Source organism: Brachybacterium huguangmaarense (assembly GCF_025725725.1).
Classification (GTDB): Bacteria; Actinomycetota; Actinomycetes; order Actinomycetales; family Dermabacteraceae; genus Brachybacterium; species Brachybacterium huguangmaarense.
The window spans coordinates 348,314-370,493 of sequence record NZ_CP107020.1; the positions used below are offsets into that span (position 1 = coordinate 348,314).

The 22,180-nt window shown below is 72.2% G+C and carries 17 protein-coding genes and 1 tRNA gene; 10 read left to right on the forward strand and 8 right to left on the reverse strand.

The genetic code is table 11. The features are described 5' to 3' along the window. Positions 1-32 precede the first annotated feature (32 nt). Complete coding sequence (locus BRM3_RS01675) at positions 33-929, forward strand: SDR family oxidoreductase (protein ID WP_263595365.1); 897 nt, start codon at positions 33-35, stop codon at positions 927-929. Between the two features lie 81 nt (positions 930-1,010). Here the strand turns inward: BRM3_RS01675 and BRM3_RS01680 are convergent. Further along, positions 1,011-1,084 (reverse strand) — tRNA-Leu (locus tag BRM3_RS01680). 76 nt (positions 1,085-1,160) lie between these two features. Between BRM3_RS01680 and BRM3_RS01685 the strand changes: the two genes are divergently transcribed. Next, positions 1,161-3,329: a helicase-associated domain-containing protein gene (locus BRM3_RS01685; RefSeq protein WP_263594382.1), complete on the forward strand. Its 2,169-nt coding sequence runs from the start codon at positions 1,161-1,163 to the stop codon at positions 3,327-3,329. Positions 3,330-3,514: 185 nt separating this feature from the next. After that, the gene (locus BRM3_RS01690) at positions 3,515-3,970 is read left to right on the forward strand and encodes a hypothetical protein (protein ID WP_263594383.1); all 456 of its coding nucleotides are present in this window, start codon (positions 3,515-3,517) and stop codon (positions 3,968-3,970) included. Positions 3,971-4,082: 112 nt separating this feature from the next. Here BRM3_RS01690 and gndA read toward each other — a convergent pair whose 3' ends face one another. Beyond that, on the reverse strand, positions 4,083-5,624 hold the full coding sequence (gene gndA, locus BRM3_RS01695) for an NADP-dependent phosphogluconate dehydrogenase (protein ID WP_263594384.1): 1,542 nt from the start codon (positions 5,622-5,624) through the stop codon (positions 4,083-4,085). A gap of 259 nt (positions 5,625-5,883) precedes the next feature. Here gndA and BRM3_RS01700 point away from each other — a divergent pair, with 259 nt between their 5' ends. From BRM3_RS01700 to BRM3_RS01725, 6 genes are all read left to right on the forward strand, one after another. Continuing rightward, positions 5,884-6,996, forward strand: coding sequence for a hypothetical protein (locus BRM3_RS01700; protein ID WP_263594385.1), 1,113 nt, complete (start codon positions 5,884-5,886; stop codon positions 6,994-6,996). 426 nt (positions 6,997-7,422) lie between these two features. Continuing rightward, positions 7,423-8,457, forward strand: a complete 1,035-nt coding sequence (locus BRM3_RS01705; RefSeq protein WP_263594386.1) for a hypothetical protein — start codon at positions 7,423-7,425, stop codon at positions 8,455-8,457. Positions 8,458-8,579: 122 nt separating this feature from the next. Further along, the gene (locus BRM3_RS01710) at positions 8,580-10,223 is read left to right on the forward strand and encodes a DNA repair helicase XPB (RefSeq protein ID WP_263594387.1); all 1,644 of its coding nucleotides are present in this window, start codon (positions 8,580-8,582) and stop codon (positions 10,221-10,223) included. A gap of 85 nt (positions 10,224-10,308) precedes the next feature. Next, entirely contained in the window at positions 10,309-10,797 is a 489-nt protein-coding gene (locus BRM3_RS01715; protein WP_263594388.1) for a LapA family protein, read from the forward strand. A gap of 105 nt (positions 10,798-10,902) precedes the next feature. After that, positions 10,903-11,622: a response regulator transcription factor gene (locus BRM3_RS01720; RefSeq protein ID WP_263594389.1), complete on the forward strand. Its 720-nt coding sequence runs from the start codon at positions 10,903-10,905 to the stop codon at positions 11,620-11,622. 13 nt (positions 11,623-11,635) lie between these two features. Continuing rightward, a complete protein-coding gene (locus BRM3_RS01725; RefSeq protein WP_263594390.1) occupies positions 11,636-13,255 on the forward strand; it encodes a sensor histidine kinase in 1,620 nt (539 codons plus the stop codon). 117 nt (positions 13,256-13,372) lie between these two features. On the opposite strand, the gene BRM3_RS01730 is transcribed toward BRM3_RS01725, so the two are convergent. The 3 genes from BRM3_RS01730 to BRM3_RS01740 all read right to left on the reverse strand — a co-directional run bounded on the left by BRM3_RS01730 (position 13,373) and on the right by BRM3_RS01740 (position 17,383). Then, positions 13,373-14,523 (reverse strand): IS3-like element ISPfr10 family transposase gene (locus BRM3_RS01730; RefSeq protein WP_263595366.1). Its coding sequence is split into 2 segments (ribosomal slippage): positions 13,373-14,247 and positions 14,247-14,523, totalling 1,152 coding nucleotides; the frame shifts between segments, so codons are not numbered across the junction. A gap of 1,190 nt (positions 14,524-15,713) precedes the next feature. Next, positions 15,714-16,271: a DUF4031 domain-containing protein gene (locus BRM3_RS01735; RefSeq protein WP_263594391.1), complete on the reverse strand. Its 558-nt coding sequence runs from the start codon at positions 16,269-16,271 to the stop codon at positions 15,714-15,716. After that, positions 16,268-17,383, reverse strand: coding sequence for an RNase H family protein (locus tag BRM3_RS01740; protein ID WP_263594392.1), 1,116 nt, complete (start codon positions 17,381-17,383; stop codon positions 16,268-16,270). The genes BRM3_RS01735 and BRM3_RS01740 overlap by 4 nt, the downstream gene beginning before the upstream one ends. Before the next feature lie 256 nt (positions 17,384-17,639). On the opposite strand from BRM3_RS01740, the gene BRM3_RS01745 reads away from it, so the two are divergent. Continuing rightward, on the forward strand, positions 17,640-19,667 hold the full coding sequence (locus tag BRM3_RS01745; protein WP_263594393.1) for an OPT family oligopeptide transporter: 2,028 nt from the start codon (positions 17,640-17,642) through the stop codon (positions 19,665-19,667). A gap of 31 nt (positions 19,668-19,698) precedes the next feature. On the opposite strand, the gene BRM3_RS01750 is transcribed toward BRM3_RS01745, so the two are convergent. From BRM3_RS01750 to BRM3_RS01760, 3 genes are read right to left on the reverse strand one after another with little or no spacing between them, the layout of a single operon-like run. Further along, positions 19,699-20,430, reverse strand: coding sequence for a hypothetical protein (locus BRM3_RS01750; protein ID WP_263594394.1), 732 nt, complete (start codon positions 20,428-20,430; stop codon positions 19,699-19,701). Next, complete coding sequence (locus BRM3_RS01755; protein ID WP_263594395.1) at positions 20,427-21,332, reverse strand: ATP-binding cassette domain-containing protein; 906 nt, start codon at positions 21,330-21,332, stop codon at positions 20,427-20,429. Before BRM3_RS01755 ends, BRM3_RS01750 begins: the two co-directional genes overlap by 4 nt. Continuing rightward, positions 21,329-21,706, reverse strand: a complete 378-nt coding sequence (locus tag BRM3_RS01760) for a GntR family transcriptional regulator (RefSeq protein WP_263594396.1) — start codon at positions 21,704-21,706, stop codon at positions 21,329-21,331. Before BRM3_RS01760 ends, BRM3_RS01755 begins: the two co-directional genes overlap by 4 nt. Positions 21,707-22,180 lie beyond the last annotated feature (474 nt).

The window sequence follows — 22,180 nt, forward strand, 5'->3', positions numbered from 1 at the left end:
CGGCCGCCCCGGCTCGCGACGGGGGCCGCGTGATGCGCGTCGTCGTCACCGGAGGAACCGGCTTCGTCGGCTCAGCGGTCGTCCGCGACCTCCTCGCGGCAGGGCATCAGGTGCTGGCGCTCGCGCGATCCGATGCCTCGGCCGCGCGACTGAGCGCCGCGGGCGCCGAGCCCGTCGCCGGTGCGCTTGAGGACGTCCGGAGCCTGCGGCATGCCGTCGCCGGCGCCGATGCGGTCGTCCACACGGCGTTCGACAACTCCAGCGCCCTCCGCTTCCTGCGCAGCAGCAGGATCGAACGGCGCGCGCTGCAGGCCATCTTCGAGACGTTCTCCGGGAGCGACCGGCCGATCGTCGCCGCCGGCGGCTTCGCGCCGGTGATCGCGCACGGACCGACGCTCACCGAACTCGACGCGGCGTCGACCACCGCGGGCCCGATGGGGCGCAACGTCGAACGGACCATCATGCGTCTCGCCGACGGCGGACTGAACGCGTCGATCGTGCGGATGCCGCTCGTGCACGGCGACGGCGACCACTTCACGATCCCGCGACTCATCGACGTGGCGCGCCGCACCGGTCGATCCGCCTACGTCGGCGACGGACGCAACCCTCTGCCCGCGGTGCACAGCACCGATGCGGCCACAGTGTTCCGGCGCGCGGTCGAGCGGGGCGTCCCCCGGTCCCGCTACCACGCGGTCGCCGAGGACGGCGTGCCGTTCGCCCTCATCGCAGAGGTCATCGGCCGACGGCTCGGGGTGCCGGTCGTCGGCATGTCGCCGCGGGCCGCGCGCAGGCACTTCCGTCTCTACGCCGCCTACGTCACGCACGACGGCCCTGCCTCCAGCGCGATCACCCGCGAGCAGCTGGGCTGGCGGCCGACCGGGCCGGCCCTGCTGGAGGATCTCGACCGCCCCGCCTATTTCCACCCCTGAGCCTCCGCCCTTGAGTGGCCCGTCGCCGGGCCGCGCGGCCCGGCGCCCTCGCTCACGGGCTCCGTCGTGCCCGATGCGCGGTGCCCCCACCGGGACTCGAACCCGGACTGTGCCGATTTTAAGTCGGCCGCCTCTGCCGATTGGGCTATGGGGGCGTCCCCGTCTTCGGTCCGGCGGCAGTGCCTGTCCGGGGCCGGGTCGGGAGCGGGGCAAGCCTATGCTGGAGCGACCATGTCCAAGCCCATCCGGTCCCTCGCGGACGAGCTGCGCCGGTTCGACGACAACCGCCTGACCCAGTTGCTCGCCGCCCGGCCGGACCTGACCGCGCCCGTCCCCCGCGGCATCGGCGCGCTCGCCGCCCGTGCGGCCGCCCCTTCCTCCGTGCATCATGCGCTGTCGAGCCTGCGCCGTCCCGAGCTGACCCTGCTCGAGGCGCTCGTGGTGCTGCCCGACCCGACCACGCCCGAGGACGTCGCGGCCGCCGTCGGCTCCGACGCCCGCGCGACCTCCCCGTTCCTCGAGCGCCTGCGCACCCTCGGCCTCCTGTGGGGCGACCACGAGATCCGCACCGTGCGGGCCGCGCGCGAGGTGCTGCGCACGCCCGCGGGCCTCGCCCCCGAGGACGACGACGATCCGTCCCACGAGCACGCACGCCGTCTCGTGGACGGGGCGGCGGAGCCGTTGCGACCTCTGCTCGAGCGTCTGGCCTGGGGGCCGGCCCGCGTCGACGCCGACCACGGCTCGCCCATGGCCCGCGCTCTGCTCGAGGCGGGGCTCATCCGCCGCCACGGCGATGCCCTCGTCATCCCCCGTCCGGTGCAGCTCGTGCTGCGCGGGGGCCGGGTGCGCGCCTCGCTACCCGTCTCCCGGCCCGCGCTGTGCGGCGCGCCCGTGCACGAGAGGATCCCCGGCTCGCGCGACGCCCAGGCCGTCGAGGCCGCCTTCGAGGCGGTCCGCGTCCTGGGGACCGTGCGGCGCTGGGACGACGACCCGCCGTCGGTGCTGCGCCGCGGCGGGATCCCCCAGCGCGACCTGCGCCGTCTCGCCCAGCAGGCCGACGCCCCCCTGGTCTCCTACGCGACCGTGATCCAGACCGCGTGGTGCGCCGGCCTGCTGGGCCATGACGGGGAGTCGTGGCAGCCCACGGCCGACTGGGACGCCTACCGGTCGCGGGGTCTCGAGGAGCGCTGGGCCGAGCTCGCGCGCACCTGGGCGCTCAGCCATCACGTCGCCGCGATCGTGGGGACCACGGACACCGTCGGGACCTCCCGTGCGCTCCTGTCGTCCTCGACCACGCGCGACGGGGCCCGCACCCGGCGCCTGAGCATGCTGGCCGAGCTGCGGCGCTCCGCCGACGTGCACGCGACGCAGCAGTCCCTCGTGGACTCCCTCGCGTGGGCGTTCCCGCTCACCTCGCCCGTCCTGCTCGAGGAGGAGGCGCACGCGCTGCTCGCGGAGGGCCAGGCGCTCGGCATCGTGCTCGACGGGGCTCTCACGACGCTCGGCGTCGGCCTCGTGGAGGCGCTCGACGAGGGCGTCGCTGAGGCGGACGCGCACCTGGCGCGCCGCCTCCGCGAGCACGCCCCGCCCCCCGTGGACGAGGTGCTGCTCGACTCCGACCTGACGGCGACCATCCCGGGCCGGCCCTCCGAGCGCCTGATCGCCCTGCTGTCGTGGGCCGACGTGGTCTCGCGCGGGGCCGCGCTCACCCTGCGCTTCACGGCGGCCACCGTGCGCCGCGCGATGGCCGCGGGACTCGATGCCGACGACCTGCTCGCCCTGCTCGCCGAGACGTCCCGCTCCCCCGTGCCGCAGGCCCTGACCTACCTGCTGCGCGACGAGGCGCGGCGCCACGGGCAGGTCCACATCGGCCGCGCCGCGAGCTTCCTGACCGCCGACGAGGCCGTGCTGACCCTGTTCCAGTCCTCGCCCGAGGCCGAGCCCCTGTTCCTGCAGCGCCTGGCCCCGACCGTCGCGGTGTCGACCGCGGATCCCGGGTTCGTGCTGCAGGTGGTGCGGCGCTCGGGGCTCTCGGCGATCGCCGTGGGGCCCGACGGACGCACCGCCCGGGACGAGCGCGACCACACCCTGCACGGTGGCCCCGTCGACGCCGAGCTCGAGGTGGTCGAGGGCCCCGAGCTGCGCCTGCCGCCCGCCGAGGCGGCGGCCCGGATCCGCGAGGCCGAGCAGAACGCGGGCGAGGACCCCTCGATCACGGACCGTCTGCTCGAGGCGATCGCGCACGCGGCGCCGATCCGGCTGGGCATCGTCGACGGCCGCGGCGGCATCGTCACGCGCGAAGCGGTCCCGCTGTCCCTCGACGGGGGGCGCCTGCGTGCCCGCGACGCGCGCGGCGCCGAGGAGTTCACGGTGCTCGTGCACCGCGTGACCCTCGGCTGAGTCGCGCAGCGCGGTCATCGCCGGATGACCGGTGGCAGGCCACCTCGTCCCATCCGGCAGTTCGAGGTGTGGTGCGGGCCACCCCTGGGGTACTCTCCTGCGGACCGTCGGCGAGCCCCCCGCTCCCGCGGCCGAGACGACCGAACGCCGGACGCCGCTCCGGCCGACCTTCCAAGGGGAGACCCATGACCAGCCCGAACAACCCCCCGACCGACGGCAGCAACGAGCCCTACGGCTCCGGCCCCGGCAGCCCGAGCGACCCGTACGCCGCGCCGAGCGGCGGCCCCTTCGGCTCGCCCGCCCCGGCCAGCGCGAGCAGCCCCTATGCGGCTCCCGCCGGCGCCACGCCCTCCTACCAGGCCCCGGGCGCTCCGCAGGACGGCGTCGCCCCGGGCTTCGCGCCCGTGTCGAAGACCAAGTGGATCGTGCAGATCATCGTGGCGGCGGTGTGCTTCTTCAACATCGTCACGATCATCCTGGGCATCCTCGGCCTGACCAAGGCCGACACCGACCTCCCCACCGCGAACAAGTACTACAAGTGGGGCTGGATCGTCTACGCGATCTGGCTCGTCCTCGCGATCCTCGCCTACGTCCTGCTGTTCGCGAGCGTCTTCGCGGCCTCGTCGACCTCGTCGTACTGATCAGCGCCGTCGTACTGATCAGCGCTGAGCCCCTGTCGGCCGTACGGCGCGGCAGGGAGAAGCAGGAAGGCCCGGACCGATCGGTCCGGGCCTTCCGCGTTCTCGCGACGGATCAGCGGGTCGACTTCTCCTGCGTCTGCTCACCGGCGGACGGGTCGACGGCGCCGTGGGTCACGCCGCCCTGGCCGCCGTCGGTGCGGGTCTCCGAGCGGTCCTTGGTCCACTCGACGTGGTAGCTGCCCTCGTCGTCCACGCGCTTGTAGGTGTGGGCGCCGAAGTAGTCGCGCTGGGCCTGCACGAGCGCGGCCGGAAGGCGCTCCGAGCGGATCGCGTCGTAGTAGGAGAGGCTCGAGGCGAACACCGGCACCGGGAAGCCGTTGGCGGCGGCGAAGGCCACCACGCGCCGCCACGCGGGCACGCAGTCGTTGATCGCCTCGGCGAAGTACGGGTCCGCGAGCAGCAGCTTGAGGCCCGGATCGCGGTCGTAGGCCTCGGTGATGCGGTCCAGGAACTTGGCGCGGATGATGCAGCCCGCGCGCCAGATCTTGGCCATGTCGCCGAGGTTGATGTCCCAGTCGTAGGTCTCGGCGCCCTTGGAGATCTCCTCGAAGCCCTGGGCGTAGGCGACGAGCTTGGACGCGTACAGCGCCTTCTGCAGGTCGTCGATGAACTGCTGCGGGTCGTCGATCTTCTCGTCGGCGGTGCGGGCCTCGAGCACCTTCTGGGCGGCGGCGCGCTGGTCCACGTCGCCCGAGACGGACCGGGCGAAGGTCGCCTCGGCGATGCCCGTGACCGGGACGCCGAGGTCGAGCGCGGTCTGCACGGTCCAGGCGCCGGTGCCCTTCTGGGCGGCCTCGTCCTTGATGATGTCGACGAACGGCCTGCCGGTGCGCACGTCGTCGTGGTGCAGCACGGTCGCCGTGATCTCGATGAGGAAGGACTGCAGGTCCCCCTCGTTCCAGGTCTCGAAGACGTCGCCGATCGCGTGGGCGTCGAGGCCCAGGGCGCGCGCCATCATGTCGTAGGCCTCGGAGATGACCTGCATGTCGGCGTACTCGATGCCGTTGTGGACCATCTTGACGAAGTGGCCCGCGCCGTCGGCGCCCACGTGGGTGGTGCAGGGCTCGCCGTCCTCCTCGGCCTTGGCGGCGATGTCGCGCAGCATCGGCGACAGGCGCTCCCAGGCGTCCTTCGAGCCGCCGGGCATGAGGGACGGGCCGTTGAGCGCGCCCTCCTCGCCGCCCGAGACGCCCATGCCCACGAAGTTGAGGTTGCGGTCCTTCATCGCGGCCTCGCGGCGACGCGTGTCGGTGAACAGCGAGTTGCCGCCGTCGACGATGATGTCGCCCGGCTCCATGTACTGCGCGAGCTCCTCGATCACGGCGTCGGTGGGCTTGCCCGCCTTGACCATGATGATCGCGACGCGCGGCTTCTTGAGCGACTTCACGAAGTCCTCGGTCGACTCCGACGGGAAGAACTCCCCCTCGCTGCCGTGCTCGTCGATCACGGCCTCCGTCTTGGAGGCGGACCGGTTGTGGATCGCGACCTTGTAGCCGTGGTGGGCGAGGTTGCGGGCGAGGTTCGACCCCATCACCGCCATACCGGTGACGCCGATGTCGGCGGAGTCCTGGGGGGACGGTTCGAAGGTGGCCATGCGCGTGCTCCTTGATCTCGGGTGCGACGGGTGCCGACGCGGCGGACGGGTGCTCCGCTCACGCGGCGTTCCTCGCCATTGTAGGGACGCGGCGCCGTGAGGCACGGGGCGACCACCCGCCGATGGCGGACGTGCCGGTATCCGACGAAGGTCGGGGCGAGGACGGGGCGCGCGTCGCATGCGGCGCACACGGCCTGTCCGTAGGTTGGGGACGTAACGGGCATCACCGTCCGTCCGCCCGACGACAAGGAGAGCCGCCATGAGCAGCATCCCCCCGAACCCGCCCACGGGCCCCGGGCCCGACGACACCTCGCAGCCGCACGAGCAGGGCGCCTGGGGCGCCCCCGGCGACCCGCGCCCGGCCGATCCGTGGAGCGCTCCGGCTCCGGCCGGATCGTCCGTGCCCCAGGAGTCGCCGTACGCGCAGGGCTCCCCTGCCCCGGGCGGCTCGCCCTACCAGCAGGGACCCTCCGTCCCGCCCGGCTCCCCCGCCGGACCGGCCTCCTCTGCCGAGGGCGGTCAGGGCTACGGCGCGCGGGGCCCGGGCCCCGATGCCTCGGCACCGGGTGCCGGTCCGGGCTACGGCGCACCCGGGCAGGGCAGCGGCTACGGCGCCCCCGCCTACACGACCCCGCCGACCCCCGCGCCCGGTTCTGACGTCGGCGCCGATCTCGGGGCCTCGGTGAAGTGGGCCTGGAACGCCTTCACCCGCACCATCGGCCCGTTCGTGGTGCCCGCCGTCGTCTACAGCGTCGTCACCACGGTCGTGGTCGTGGTCGGGGTGTTCGGGATCATCGCGGCCCTCGGCGTCTTCTCCCTCGACACCTACGACGCGTACGGCTCGCCGCGCATCACGGGCGGCCAGGTGGGGTGGGCGATCGGGATCGGCGCCGCGATCACCGTCATCGCCGCCGTGTGCTCGCTGCTGTGGCTCACCGGGGCCACGCGGGCCGGTGCCGAGGTGATCGACGGACGCCGTCCGAGCATCGGGCAGGGCTTCACGGGCACGGGGCGCACCATCGGGACCGCCCTCGTGGTGGTCGTGCTCACCAGCATCGGCTCGATCCTCTTCATCATCCCCGGCGTCGTCCTCTCGGTGGTCCTGATGTACGCGGTGCCCGCCTCCGCGCGCGGCGCCTCGCTCGGCGAAGCGTTCTCGCAGAGCTGGAACACCGTCAAGACGCATCCGGGGACGTCGATCCTGGCGGCCCTCATCGTCTACGCCGCCTCGGCGCTCATCAGCACCGTCAGCTCGATCGTCATCGTGACCGGGGTGCTCGTGATCCTGCTGGTCCCCCTGCAGCAGCTGCTGTACCTGGCGCTGTTCGAGCGGCTGAACGGGCGCGAGCTCTCGGAGCCCGCGCGAGCCTGAGAGCGACGCCGGTCCGCGCACGCTCGCACCTGCACGTGCGCTGACCGGTCCGCCGGAGCCACACTGCACAGACCTGTACGAGAGAGCCGCAGCCCTGCGATGTCGCGGGGCTGCGGCTCTCTCGTGCAGCCATGTGCAGAGCCCCTCGCGCAGACGGCGCCGCCGACCCCGGCTCGAGCCGTCCGCGTCCGCCGTGCTGACAGCGTCCGCGTCCGTGCCGGACGCCTTCCCCGCTCACGGCCCGGCCGGCGCGACCGCACCGTCGGCGCCGCCCGCACCGCCTCACGAGCGCCTCGGGCCCCGCCCGGCGCGTCACATCGGGGCCTGTCGACGCGCGCCGCGGCACCTCTCCTGGGTAGCGTGTGCACGGCCGCCTCGTGCGCGCCCCGTCTCTCCCGCCGTGTCCAGACCCAGGAGCCCGCCCCCATGACCGACCAGAATCCCTACGGCCCGCCCGGTTCGCCGTCGGATCCCTCGCCCTGGGGCTCGCCCGCCGGGAACGACCCGTACGCCGCCGGGCAGGCCGGTGACCCGTACGCGAGCGGTCAGCAGAGCGCCGCCGGCCAGCAGCCCGGCTGGGGCCCGGCCGGGCAGGGCGCCGACCCGTACGGCTCCGGCACGCAGAACGCCGGCCAACAGCCGTGGGGTCAGCCCGACCCGGCTCCGCAGGCCGGCTGGGGCACGGCGCCCGGCCAGAGCGCTCCCACCTGGAGCGCCGACGGGGCGCCCGCCTGGTCTGCGCAGGGCGCGCCGATGCCGGGCGCACCGCGCCCGGGCACGGACCTCGGCGCCGACCTCGGGGCCTCGTTCCGCTGGATGTGGTCCGCGTTCGTCGCGAACATCGGGGCGTTCCTGATCCCGGCCGTCGTCTACGGCCTCATCACGCTCGGTCTCGCGCTCGGCCCGATCCTGCTCGAGGCGATCGTCATGGCGGCCATGTACTCCGACGACTACTACTACTCGCCGACGGCGCCCCTGTGGACGGGTGCCGTGCGCCTGCTCGGCTCGATCCTGTCCGCCGTCGCGAGCCTCCTGTGGTCGACCGGCGCCTACCGCGCGGCGGGCATCGCCCGCGCAGGCCGACGCCCGAGCCTCGCCGAGTCATTCATCGGGAGCGGCCCGCTCATCCTGGCCAGCCTGCTCGTGAGCGTCATCGTCGCCGTCGGCGGCATCTTCTGCCTGATCCCGGGTCTCGTCCTCGCCGTGCTCAGCATCTACACCCTGCCCGCCGTCGCCGAGGGGCGGGGTGTCACCGAGGCGCTGTCCGAGAGCTTCCGCATGGTCCGCGACCACGTGGGCGTCTCGATCCTCGCGATGCTGATCTTCCTCGCGGCCGGCGTCGTGGGCGGCACCCTCGTGGTCGGCGTGTTCGTGCTGGTGCCGCTCGGCGCCCTTTTCGTGACCGCCCTGCACCATCGTCTGAGCGGCCGCGAGCTCACGCAGCCCGCTCGCATCGGCTGACCCGCCGCACCGCGTCCTGCACCATCGGGCCCGGCCTCGCCCTCGGGCGGCGCCGGGCCCGCGCTGTTCGCCCTGCGCGTGACCCCTACGGCGCCACGGGGCCCGCGCCGTAGCCTGGTGCGGTGACCGACGGCCCCCTCATCGTCCAGAGCGACAAGTCCCTCCTCCTCGAGGTGGGGCATCCGAACGCGCCCGCGGCCCGTGCCGCGATCGCCCCCTTCGCGGAGCTCGAGCGCGCGCCCGAGCACATCCACACCTACCGCATCACGAGCCTCGGTCTCTGGAACGCGCGCGCCGCCGGCTACGACGCCGAGTCCGTGATCGCGGCACTCGTGGAGAACTCGCGCTACCCCGTGCCGCACGCGCTGCTCATCGACGTCGCCGACACGATGGACCGCTACGGGCGCCTGCAGCTGCAGTCCGATCCCGCGCACGGCCTCGTCCTGCACGCCCTCGACCGCGCCGTGCTCGAGGAGATCGTGCGCGCCAAGCGCGTCGCCGGCATGCTCGGCGAGCGCATCGACGAGGTGACCGTGGCCGTGCACCCGTCCGAGCGCGGCAACCTCAAGCAGGCGCTCGTGAAGCTCGGCTGGCCCGCCGAGGACCTCGCCGGCTATGTCGACGGCGAGCACCATCGCATCGAGCTGGTCGAGGACACGTGGTCGCTGCGCCCCTACCAGCGCCAGGCCGTCGAGGGCTTCCACCTCGGCGGCAGCGGGGTGGTCGTGCTCCCGTGCGGCGCCGGCAAGACCCTCGTCGGCGCGGGCGCGATGGCGCAGACCTCGCGGACCACGCTGATCCTCGTGACCAACACGGTCTCGGCGCGACAGTGGAAGGACGAGCTGATCCGCCGCACCTCGCTCACGGAGGACGAGATCGGCGAGTACTCCGGCACCAAGAAGGAGATCCGGCCGGTCACGATCGCGACCTACCAGGTGCTCACGACCAAGCGCAAGGGCGTGCACCCGCATCTCGAGCTCATGAGCGCGCGTGACTGGGGCCTCATCGTGTACGACGAGGTGCACCTGCTGCCCGCGCCCGTGTTCCGCATGACCGCGGACCTGCAGGCGCGGCGCCGGCTGGGCCTGACCGCGACCCTCGTGCGTGAGGACGGCCGCGAGGGCGAGGTGTTCTCCCTCATCGGCCCCAAGCGGTACGACGCCCCGTGGAAGGACATCGAGGCCCAGGGGTACATCGCCCCGGCGGTGTGCACGGAGGTGCGGGTCTCCCTGCCCGAGTCGGACCGCATGGTGCACGCGACCGCGGAGGCCGAGGACCGCCACCGCCTCGCTGCGACCCACCCGGCCAAGACCGCCGTCGTCGAGCAGCTCGCCGCGACCCATGCGGGCGAGCCGATGCTCGTGATCGGCCAGTACCTCGACCAGCTCGAGGAGATCTCCGAGCGCCTGGGCTGCGACCTCATCACGGGCCAGACCAGCGTGAAGAAGCGCCAGGAGCTGTTCGGGGCGTTCCGGCGCGGCGAGATCGACCGTCTGGTCGTCTCCAAGGTCGCGAACTTCTCGATCGACCTGCCGGAGGCCTCGGTCGCGGTGCAGGTCTCGGGTGCCTTCGGCTCCCGCCAGGAGGAGGCCCAGAGGCTCGGGCGGCTGCTGCGGCCCAAGGCCGACGGCCGTGAGGCGCACTTCTACACCGTCGTCACGCGCGACACCCAGGACCAGGACTTCGCGGCGCACCGGCAGCGGTTCCTCGCCGAGCAGGGGTACGGGTACTCGATCGTCGACGCCGAGGACCTCGCAGGGGTGTGAGGCGCAGGCGCCATCACGGCATGCCCTCGCTACAGTGGGTGCATCCCGGCGGCACGCGCCTCCCTTCCCACCCTAGGAGCCTCCCGTGACCACTCCCCCCGACGACCGTCGCGACCCCGTCTCCGCTCCCGGCACCGACCCGACCGCCACCGGCCCCGTCGCCTCGGGCCCCGTCGGCGGCGCCCAGCCCGAGCCCGTCGCGGAGCCCGCCGATCGACACGGCCGTCGCGGACGCGGCGAGCCGGACCGCGATGCCCAGCTCGCCGAGCAGCTCCAGGAGGAGCCGGCCAAGAACGGCTCCCGCACCGCCGGGATCTGGATCGCCCTGATCCTCGGCGCGATCGTGCTGATCGCCCTGCTGATCTTCGTCATCCAGAACAACACGCGCGCGACCTTCGAGTACTTCACCGCCTCGTTCGATCTGCCGCTCGGCGTCGCGATGCTGCTCGCGGCGATCGCGGGAGCGCTCGTGATGGCGCTCGTGGGCTCGGTCCGCATCATCCAGCTGTCCTTCCAGCTGCGTCGGATGCGCAAGAGCCAGAACGCGGTGCGGCACCTCGTCAACGGACGGTGACGGGGGCGCGGGGCCCGGTGCACGGGGCCGAACGGGCCCAGCCTTGACCCCGGTTTCCCAGGCCGCGTCCAGGCAATTCCCACGCCGTGCGCCCAGACTGCTGTCATGAACGCTGACCAGGACCGGGACTTCGAGGCCCGCCTGCTCGTCGTGGACGACGAGCCCAACATCCGTGACCTGCTGGCCACGTCCCTGCGCTTCGCGGGCTTCGAGGTCTTCACGGCCTCGACGGGCAACGAGGCGATCCGCGAGGCCACCGAGCATCAGCCCGACCTCGTCGTGCTCGACGTGATGCTGCCCGACATGGACGGCTTCACCGTGACGCGTCGCCTGCGCGACCGCGGCGAGCACTACCCGATCCTGTTCCTGACCGCGCGCGACGAGACTAAGGACAAGGTCGCGGGTCTGACCGTCGGCGGCGACGACTACGTGACCAAGCCCTTCAGCCTCGAGGAGGTCGTGGCTCGCATCCGCGCCGTCCTGCGCCGCACCCACGGCCGCACCGAGGAGCCGAGCGACTCCTCGCTCGTCGTCGGGGACCTGCGCCTCGACGAGGACTCCCACGAGGTCACCCGGGCCGACTCCCCGATCGACCTCTCCCCCACCGAGTTCAAGCTCCTGCGCTATCTCATGCTGAATGCCGGGCGCGTCGTCTCCAAGACCCAGATCCTGGATCACGTGTGGGACTACGACTGGTCCGGCGAGGTCGGCATCGTCGAGTCCTACATCTCGTACCTGCGCCGCAAGATCGACGTCGTCGGGGAGCCGATGATCCACACCAAGCGCGGCATCGGCTACGTGCTGCGAGCAGCCGACTCGCACTGATCCCGGCGCCCTCGTGCCCCGCCGCAGCCTGCGCCCCGACCGACCCGTGTCCCTGTGGACACGGGTCGTCGGCGTCATCTCGTTCGTGCTCGTCGCCGGCACCGTCGTCACTGGCGCGCTCTCGCTGTACCTCCTGCATCGCACGCTCCTGAGGTCGATCGACGACGATCTCCACGATGCGACCGCCCAGATCGTGAGCGCCCAGCCCACGGCCCTCTCGCCCGAGGACGCCCCCGGCGACCACTCGATCGCCCCCGTGAACTTCGTGGTCGAGTACCGCGGCGCCGACGGCACGACGCTCGGCCGGGTCGAGCAGAACGACGGCCAGGACATGTCGCGCCTGACGTTCCCCTCCTGGAACCGTCAGCAGGTCATCGCGCAGGGCGGCCAGGCGTTCACGGAGCTCGACGCGAACCAGAACCGCTGGCGGGTCGTGGCGGTCCCGGACGACGACTCCGCCGGCACCGTGTTCATCGCGCTGCCGCTGCAGAACGTCGACCAGACGATGTACAAGATGGCGCTGCTCATCGTCGTGGTGGGCACGGCGGTGGTGCTCGCCGGCACGACCATCGGCGGCTGGACGGCCTATCGCGCTCTCGAGCCGCTCCGCGACGTCGAGGCGACGGCACGCGAGATCGTCGGCGGCGACCTGTCCCGGCGCGTCCCCGTGAGCGGCACGTCCCAGGAGGTGCACGATCTCGCTGTCTCCCTCAACGAGATGCTCGTGCGCATCGAGGACTCCTTCGAGGCGCAGTCGAGCTCGGAGGCGAAGGCCACGGCGTCGGAGGCGCGCATGCGGCGCTTCGTGGGCGACGCCTCCCACGAGCTGCGCACTCCGCTCGCGGCGATCCGCGGCTTCGGCGAGCTGTACCGGATGGGTGCGCTGCGGACCGACGAGGACGTGGCCCAGGCGATGCGGCGCATCGAGGACGAGGCGCGCCGGATGGGCTCGCTCGTGGAGAACCTGCTGCGGCTCGCGCGCCTGGACGACAACCCCGAGCCGGACCTGCGGCCGGTCGACATCTCCGACGCCATCTTCGACGCCGCGCAGGACCTGCGTGCCCTCGACCCGGACCGCCGGGTGATGGTGACGTCGCTGTCGGGGACGCCGCTGACCGTGCAGCCGCACGTGCCGATCGGGGTGCTCGCCGACGAGCCGTCGCTGCGCCAGGTCATCCTGAACCTGGTGGGCAACGCCAACCGCCACACCCCCAAGGGCTCCCCCGTCGAGATCGCGGCGGGCCTCTCCCGCGAGGGCACCGTGCTCCTCGAGGTGCGCGACCATGGCGAGGGCATCCCGCGCGAGCAGCGCGAGAAGGTGTTCGAGCGCTTCTACCGCACCGACGAGTCGCGCCAGCGCTCGGCCACCCAGGGCGGCGGCGCGGGGCTCGGCCTCTCGATCGCGGCGACGATCGTGGAGCAGCACAAGGGGCGCATCTCGATCCACCAGACACCCGGCGGCGGCGCGACGTTCCGCGTGGAGCTCGTGGCCGCCGAGATCGCTCCCGAGGACGTGGTGATGCCGGACCAGGCTCGCGCGCTCGGCGGGGGCGTCTCGCCGGACCGGCCGCGCGGGGCAGCCAGCCCGGAACGGCCCCGCGGCACGGGAAGCGCACGAGATCCGGAGCGCTGAGTCTGCGGCACGTGTCGGGCGGGCGGGCACTTCGAGATCTGGGCACTCGGGCACTGAGGCACTGAGCCACTGAGGCACTGAGGCACTGAGGCACTGAGGCACTGTGGGCCGCCCCCTTCATTCGGTCCGGTCGCTCTGTGAGTCGTCGGTTTCGATTTGATGGGTGCACTGCCGAGCGTACTCGGCCGGGGGTAGGTAGCCGAGCGATGAGTGCCGACGCTGATGGTTGTACTCGGTCTTCCAGTCGCCGATCACGACCTGGGCGTGCAGCAGTGAGTAGAAGCTGTTGATGTTGAGGCACTCGTCGCGGAGGCGGCTGTTGAACGATTCGACGTATCCGTTGTGCCAGGGCGAGCCGGGCGGAATGTAGAACAGGCCGGTGCGGGTACCCGCCCAGTCGGCCATCGCGTCGCTGATGAACTCGGGCCCGTTGTCGCTGCGGAGCACACCCGGTGCACCGCGGACGGCGACGAGCTCTTCGAGGTGGGCGGTGAGCCGGTCGGCGGTGATCGACCGCTCCACGAGCCCGCCGATGCATTCGCGGGTGTGCTCGTCGACGATGGAGCAGATCTTGATCGGGCAGCCCCGCTCGTCGGCGTCGAACTGGAAGTCCACCGCCCATACGAGGTTCGGTGCGACTGCCGCTGGGGCGTCGACGGTCGAGGATCCGACACGCTTGCGGCGTCGCCGCTGCGGGACGCGGAGGCCTTCGGCTCGCCAGAGGCGTTGGATCTTCTTGTGGTTGACCGCCCAGCCCTCACCCCGGGCGTCGTGATACGCCCGCCGGTACCCGTAGCGGGGATGCTTCTTCGCCCACGCGCGCAGCCAGTCTCGCAACGCGCGATCAGGGTCGGCGACCGTGTCGCCCTTGAGCGGGCGACGGTACGCGGACCTGCTCAGCCCGGCCAGACGGCACGCCTTCCGCTCGCTCACCTGCAGTGTCCTGATCAGGTGCGAGACGGCGGCGCGGCGCCTGCCCGGGCCTAGAAGTCTCCCTCGGCCAGCTCCTTGAGCGCAGCCTTCTCCATCTCCGCTTCGGCCAGCAACCGCTTGAGCGTGGCGTTCTGCTTCTCCAGCTCCCTGAGGCGCTTCGCGTCGTCGGCCTTCAGTCCGCCGTACTGGTTACGCCACCGGTAATACGTCTGCTCGGATATCCCAAGCTCCCGACACACCGCGGCGATGTCGCTGCCGTCGGCGAGCATCCTGTCGGCCTGCCCGAGCTTGCGGACGACCTGCTCCGGGGTGTGACGCTTCCTGCTGTTCGACATGATCTGACCAGTCTCCCTGCCCGCAACCACGGGCGACAGGACGACTCCCAGAACCACCGGACCTAAAAAACGGGGTCAGCCCAACTGAGGCACTGAGGCACTGAGGCACTGAGGCACTGAGGCAGGGTCACATTCGCGTCGTCCTCGTGCGCTGGGAGCACCATGTCGCGGCCGGCACCCCGCATCGAGGGGCACGTCCACGTCGACATGCGCAGGTCAAAGGGCGCTCACGATTGCACGCACGGCCGTAGGGGCACATGCGCGTCTGACCCCCGCCTCCAGAGGCACGTTCACGTCGCACCGCACATCGAGAGCCACGTTGACGTCGCAACTCCGCATCCACGTGCACGGTGACGTCGCAACTCCGCATCCACGTGCACGGTGACGTCGGAACTCCGCATCCACATGCACGTTCACGTCGGAATGCACATCGAGAGTCACGTTCACGTCGCAACTCCACATCCACGTGCACGTTCACGTCGGAACTCCGCGTCCAGATGCACGTTCACGTCAGAACTCCGCGTCCAGATGCACGTTCACGTCGGAACGCACATCGAGAGTTACGTTCACGTCGCAACTCCGCATCCACGTGCACGTTGACGTCGGAACTCCGCGTCCAGATGCACGTTCACGTCGGTATTCACCGTGAGAGCGACGAAAACGTGCCCCTCGATGCCGGAGCGCACCCGATGCGGCGGGTGTGAGAGAGACGGCGCAGACGCAGCAGCTGGGCACGACATGAGTCGTGCGACCTCATCCGGATGGGCCCACCGCTCGGGTGCACAGGGACGTGCAGTACGTGCACTCCCCATCCACGTCTGCATGTGTGCCGCCACGCGTTGCTCATGGCGACCCGAACGCAGAAATCGATCGGGCTCCCCCATCCACGTCTGCATTTGTGTCGCCATGCGCTGGTCATGACGACCCGACCGCAGAAATCGATCGGGCTCCCCCGTCCACGTCTGCATTTGTGTCGCCATGTGCTGGTCGTGACGGCCGCAACGCAGAACTCGATCAGCTCACACGCATCCACATCTGCATGTGTGCCGCCACGCGCTGGTCATGGCGACACAAACGCAGAACTCGATCGCGAAGGACATCCCGCCTGCCAGGGCGCCTCAGCACGGCGACCACATGCTCCACCGGCCCCCGCCTGCCCCGTCAGCCCCCACCAGCCCCCGCCCACCCTGTCACTCCCCGGACCCGTCGGCGACGTCGAGGACCTGGCCGATCCAGGCGCCGCGCCCGGCCGCGTGCGAGAGCCGATCGGCGTGCTCCACGAACGCGGCGGCGGCGCGACGCCCGGCCGCGTCGTGGGCCTCGACTCGCGGGGGTCGCGCGGGGTCGTCGCGACTGACCCGGAACGCGCCCGCGCGCTCGGGCAGCGGATCGACGTGCCCGAGGGGCCCGGTGATAAGGTCGAGCGGCGTGCGGCCGAGCCCCAGCTCCCGCGCGGCGTCCTCGGCGCGCGCCCGTCGTGCGTCGGGGCGCCGTGCCGCGGGGATGCGCAGCCCGCTCGCCAGGAGGATCCGCGTGAGCTCCCCATTGCCGACGAAGACCGTGCCGGCGGCGGCGAGCGCCCTCCGCGCCCCCGCCTCCCAGTCGTAGTGGTCGAGGTCGAAGGAGCGGCCGGGCAGACCTGCCCGACGAGCCAGGGCGTGCAGCTCCTCGAGCGAGGTGTCGGAGATCAGATGCCCCCAGGTCATGCCGTAGCGCGCCCAGCGGGGCGTGTCGGCGTAGACGGTCATGCGACCTCGGCGGGCGTGCCCTGGTGGTGGCGCAGGAGCCACTGCCCGCCGTCGCGCACCCACACCGACGTGCGGTGCACCGTGCCGCGGCCGCTGCCGCGGGTCGTGAAGCGCAGCAGGACGACATCGGGCGCGAGCTCATCGGCGACGAAGTCGCTCGCCTCGACGTCATGACCCACGGGCGCGAGATGCGCGAGGATCTCGTCGCGGTCGTACGTGCGCCCCGATGCGCCGATCTCGGTGAACGCGGGATGCAGGAGCAGCGCCGCCGACGGCGGATCGGAGCGGACCGCGTCGGTCAGGAGCGCCTGCTCGCGTGCGACGACCTGCTCGAACGGCGCCTCGGCGGGATCGGCCGGTGCGGAGGCGGCCTGCTCGACCGGATCCAGCTCGTCGAAGAGGGAGAACAGGTCGGCCCCCGGGGCAGGGGCGCCCCTGTCGGTCCCCGAGGCAGGGGCGCCCCGATCGGCCGCCGACGCACGCGCGCCGCGGCCGCGCACCCGCTCTGCACCCGACGTGCCCGAGGCGCCCGGGGTGCGCGCCGTCGTCGGCGCACCCGCGCGCTCCTCGGCGTCCGTCGTCGGCCCACCCGTGCGCTCCTCGGCGTCCACCGAGCTCGGTGCCGGCCGGCTCTCGACGGCGCCTCCGCCGCGGTAGCCGGGGCCCACCTGCGGATCCTGGTGCCGGGAGAAGGCGGTCGCCGCCGCGTTGGCGCGCTTGTCCGCGGCCTCGTTCATCGCATGGCCGGCATGCCCCTTGACCCACTCGAACTCGACGCTGCGCCCGACCAGGGCGGCGTCGATCGCCTGCAGCAGGTCCACGTTGAGCACGGGCTTGCCGTCCTTCTTGCGCCAGCCCTTGCGTTTCCAGCCCGGCATCCACTTCGTCACCGAGTTGATCACGTACTGCGAGTCGCACAGGACGTGCAGGTGCTCGTCGGCGTCGACGGCGGTGGCCTCGAGCAGGTCGAGCACGGCCTTGAGCTCGCCCATGTTGTTGGTCCCGTGGGGCCAGCCGCCCGCGCGCCAGGTCGAGTCGTCGATGTACCAGGCCCAGCCGGCGGGACCGGGGTTGCCAAGGGCCGAGCCGTCGGCGGCCGCGATGATCGTCATGCCCGCAATCGTTCCACAGGGTCCTGACACGGCCTCCCGAGCGGCGGCCCGGCGCGACCCCGTTCGCGCCGCGCGAACGGGGCGGTCGCCCGCATGCAGGGCCCTCGGTCCTGGCCCGGCGCACGAGGACGCGTAGCATCGAGCACGATCTCATCCCGGCCCTCGGCGCCCCGGCGCCGACCTCCCACCCCGCTGGCGAGCGAGACCCGGCCAGCTCCGGGCCCGTTCGCGCGGCCGGCCCCGAACAGGAGCACCCATGTCGGCCTCATCGACACCCTCCCCGACGGCGAGCGCGCCCGCCCGACGATCCGCCGTCAAAGAGCTGACGATCCGCGGCATCGTGATCGGCGGCATCATCACGCTGGTCTTCACCGCCGCGAACGTCTACCTGGGCCTCAAGGTCGGACTCACGTTCGCGACCTCGATCCCCGCCGCGGTCATCTCGATGGCGATCCTGCGGTTCTTCAAGGACCACAGCATCGTCGAGAACAACATTGTCCAGACCATCGCCTCGGCGGCCGGGACGCTCTCCGCGATCATCTTCGTGCTGCCCGGCCTCGTGATCGTCGGCTGGTGGAGCGGGTTCCCGTACTGGACCACGGCCGCGCTGTGCGCGCTCGGCGGCATCCTCGGCGTCATGTACTCGATCCCGCTACGACGCACGCTCGTCACCGGCTCCGACCTGCCCTACCCCGAGGGGGTCGCGGCCGCCGAGGTGCTCAAGGTCGGCGACTCGCACGGCGCGGCCGAGGAGAACCGACGCGGCCTGCATGTCATCCTCGCGGGCGGCCTCGCCTCGGCCGGCATGTCGCTGCTGTCGGCGCTGCGGCTCACGTCCTCGGAGATCTCCACCGCGTTCCGCGTCGGCGAGGGCGGCACGATGTTCGGGGCGAGCCTCTCCCTCGCGCTGATCGGCGTCGGCCACCTGGTCGGCATCACGGTCGGCATCGCGATGATCGTCGGCATGCTCGTCTCCTACGGCGTGCTGCTGCCGATCTTCTCCTCGGGACAGCTGCCCGCGAGCGGCGACATCGCCGACACGGTCGGCGGGATCTTCTCGTCCGACGTGCGCTTCATCGGCGCCGGGGCGATCGCGATCGCCGCCGTGTGGACGCTGGTCAAGCTCATCGTCCCGATCGTGCGCGGCATCATGGAGTCGCTCGCGGCGTCCCGCACCCGGCGCGCCGGCGGCCAGGTCGACGTCACCGAGCGCGACATCCCGGTCGGCGTGGTCGCGCTCGTCACCGTGCTCTCGATGGTTCCCATCGGCTTCCTGCTGTGGGACTTCATCCAGGGCACCCCGATCGCCCACAACACCTTCGCGCTCATCGCGATCTCGGTCGTGTTCATCCTCGTGCTGGGCCTCGTCATCGCCGCGGTGTGCGGGTACATGGCCGGCCTCATCGGCGCCTCGAACTCCCCGATCTCCGGGGTGGGCATCGTCGTGGCCATCACCGCGGCGCTGCTCATCCGCGCAGTGCACGGCGGCGACGCCCACGAGACCGCGGCGCTCGTCGCGTTCACGCTGTTCGTCTCCGCCGTCGTCTTCGGCATCGCGACGATCTCGAACGACAACCTCCAGGACCTCAAGACCGGCCAGCTGGTGGGGGCGACCCCGTGGAAGCAGCAGGTGAGCCTCGTGATCGGCGTCGTGTTCGGCTCGATCGTGATCCCGCCCGTGCTGCAGCTGATGTACACGGCCTTCGGCTTCTCGGGGGACCCGAACGCCGGGCCGAACGCGCTCGCGGCTCCCCAGGCGTCCCTGTTCTCGTCCCTCGTCAAGGGCGTCATGGGCGGCGACCTGCAGTGGAACCTGATCGGGATCGGCGCCCTCGTGGGCATCGGCGCGATCATCGTCGACGAGGTCCTGACCCGCACCACGAAGTCCCGCAAGCACCGCCTGGCGCTGCCGCCGCTCGCCGTGGGCATGGGCATGTACCTGCCGATGTCGCTCACGCTCATCATCCCGGTGGGCGCTCTGCTGGGCATGGTCTACGACCGCTGGGCGAACCGCACCAAGAACCCGGAGCGGTCCAAGCGGCTCGGCGTGCTCATGGCGACCGGCCTGATCGTCGGCGAGAGCCTCTTCGGCGTGCTCAACGCAGGCATCATCGCGGGCACGGGCAAGGAGACGCCGCTCGCCGTCGTGGGCGACGGCTTCGCGACCGCCGCGCAGGTGCTCGGCGCCCTCGTGTTCATCGCGATCGTCGCAGCGCTCTACCGCTGGGTGCGCGCCCAGGCCCGGACCACCGAGGTGACGGTCGAGCAGTCGCGAGGACGCTGAGCCGAGGCGGGGTCCGCGCGGGGCCGGGCGCTCAGGCGGTCCGGGTCCACGCGCGGACCCGCCACGCGAGCACCACGAGCCCGACGAGCAGCACGGCGGCTCCGCTGCCGAGCTGGAGCGTGACCTCGGACGAGGTGGGCAGGGTCGGCTCGTTGGCCGAGATCGGCGCGAGCCGACGCATCTGGAAGAAGATCCCCAGGGCCGTCGACACGACCACGTAGACCACCACCGCCGAGAAGGCCGCGGGAGCCCACGGCCGGCGCAGGCTGTCGCGCCCCGTGATCACCCAGGCCCACAGGACCGCCGGGATCCACGTCGAGGCGTCGACGAGCAGGAGGACTCCGCCGAGCGGCCGGGTCTCGCTGACTGCGAGCTCGATCGACAGGTGGGCGCCGATCGAGATCGACCCCAGGGCGACGAGCACGAGCGCGAGCTGCACGATCCCGATCAGGGCGACGCGCCCCCGCACCGCGTCGGCGCGCGAGATCCCGCTCGAGGCGCGGAGCACGTCCACCCGGAGCGGCACGCCGCGCGCGAGCGTGTAGGGCGCGAGCACCGCCAGCAGGATCGGGACGAACCCGAGGCGCATGCTCGTCACGGAGAGCGCGAGCACGACCACGGAGATGACGAGCGCTCCCACCAGGTAGGTGCTCTGCACGGAGGCCTCGAGGCGCAGTGCGCGCATGACGGCGCCACGGCGCGGGGCACGGGTCCGATCCGTCGTCGGCGCGGCGGGGTCGACGGTCGCGGGGCTGTCGTTCATCGGGTGGCCTCCCTCAGGGTCCAGGTGACGATCTCGGCGAGGACCGGGGATCGCAGATCCGCGGTCGGAGGCAGGGCCGCGGCGTCGTCGGCCGCGACCAGCCCTTCCCAGGTCTCTCCGGTCCGGCGAGCGCCGCGGAGGACCGACGGCGGCGCCGAGCCATCGGCGTCGAGGGCGACGATCAGGTAGGTGCTGAGGAGCTCCTCGACGTCCCCGTCGAGGACCACGTGCCCCTCGTGCAGGACGACGAGATGGTCCACGAGCCGGTCCATGCCGATCAGGTCGTGCGTGGACAGGAGGACCGAACGGTCCTCCCCCGTGGCCACGAAGCTCCGCAGGTCGTCCACGAGCTGCTCGCGGGCGAGCGGGTCGAGCCGGGCGAAGGGCTCGTCGAGGATGAGCAGGCGCGGCGACCTCGCCTGGGCGAGGGCGAGCGAGACGTGGGTGGCCTCGCCGGCCGAGAGCCGTGCCATCGGGGTGCCGGGGTCGACGTGGGCGCGGCGCAGGTTGCGTCCGAAGGCGCGCACGTCGAGCTCGGGCTCGATGCGCCGCAGCGCCTTGGTGATGTCGTCGCACGTCCAGGAGCGGGGCGCGGCCGGCACGTCGGGCACGTAGCCGACCTCGCGGGGCAGGGCGTCCTCGGGACCGCCCATCGGCGCACCCAGCACCTGCAGGTGCCCGTGGACCGGGCGATGGGCGCCCACGACGGTGTCGAGCAGGGTGGTCTTGCCCGCCCCATTCGTCCCGACGATCGCGGTCACCAGACCGGTCGGCACGGTGAGCGACACGTCGTGGAGTATCCGTGCCGGGGGTCGGAACCAGGAACGGGGTCGCGGCAGATCGACCGCGAGGGCGTGCACCGCGATCGCGGGTGCGACGGCGGCGGGAGCGGGCGTGCTCATGAGTCCTCCTCGATGGCGCGGGAGAGCAGTTCGTGCAGGGCGTCGGGGCCGATCCCGCCCCGCCGGGCCGTGCGGGCGGCCTCGGCGAGCTGGCCGGCGAGACGGTCGAGCGCACGGGCCCGCACCGAGGCGGGATCCTGTTCGCGAACGAACACGCCCTTGCCCTGCACCGAGGCCACGAGCCCGTCGGCGACGAGCTCGTTGTAGGCGCGCGTCGTGGTGATGACGCTGACGCGCAGATCGCGGGCAAGGGCCCGGATCGACGGGAGGGCGTCGCCGGCGGCGAGGTCCCCCCGGGCGATCGCCTCGGCGATCCCGGAGCGGATCTGCTCGTAGATCGGATCGGCGGACGCCGGATCGATGGGAATGTGCATCGCCGCCTCCTCGTGGATGACCGACCGTCGCGCGGTCCCGGTGGATCCGCTGGTCGTCGACAACTGCATCTACTGTCTATAGCCACTATAGACAGTAGATGCGGGACGTCAAGAGCGAGGAGGGCCGGGATGTGGGGTCCGGGGGCAGATGGGGGTGGGCGCAGGAGGTCTTGGGAGGCGCCGACCTGGGGGCTGGCGGGCGCGAGCCTGATGCGTGGCCGGGGGTCTGACTGAGTCGGATGCCCACCTGAGCTGCCGGGGCCCTGGCTGAGGCCGATGCTCGTCTGGGCCGGGCGCGCGGCTGGGCCGGATGCCTGGCTGGGCCTGGCCGGGCCGGGTGTACATCTGAGCTACCGGGGGCTCGACCGGGGCCGATGCTCGTCTGGGCCGGGTACCTGACCGGGCGGTGAGGGCCGTCTGGGCCGGAGGTCCGACTGGATCGGGGGTCTACCTGGGCCGGAGGCTACCTGGATC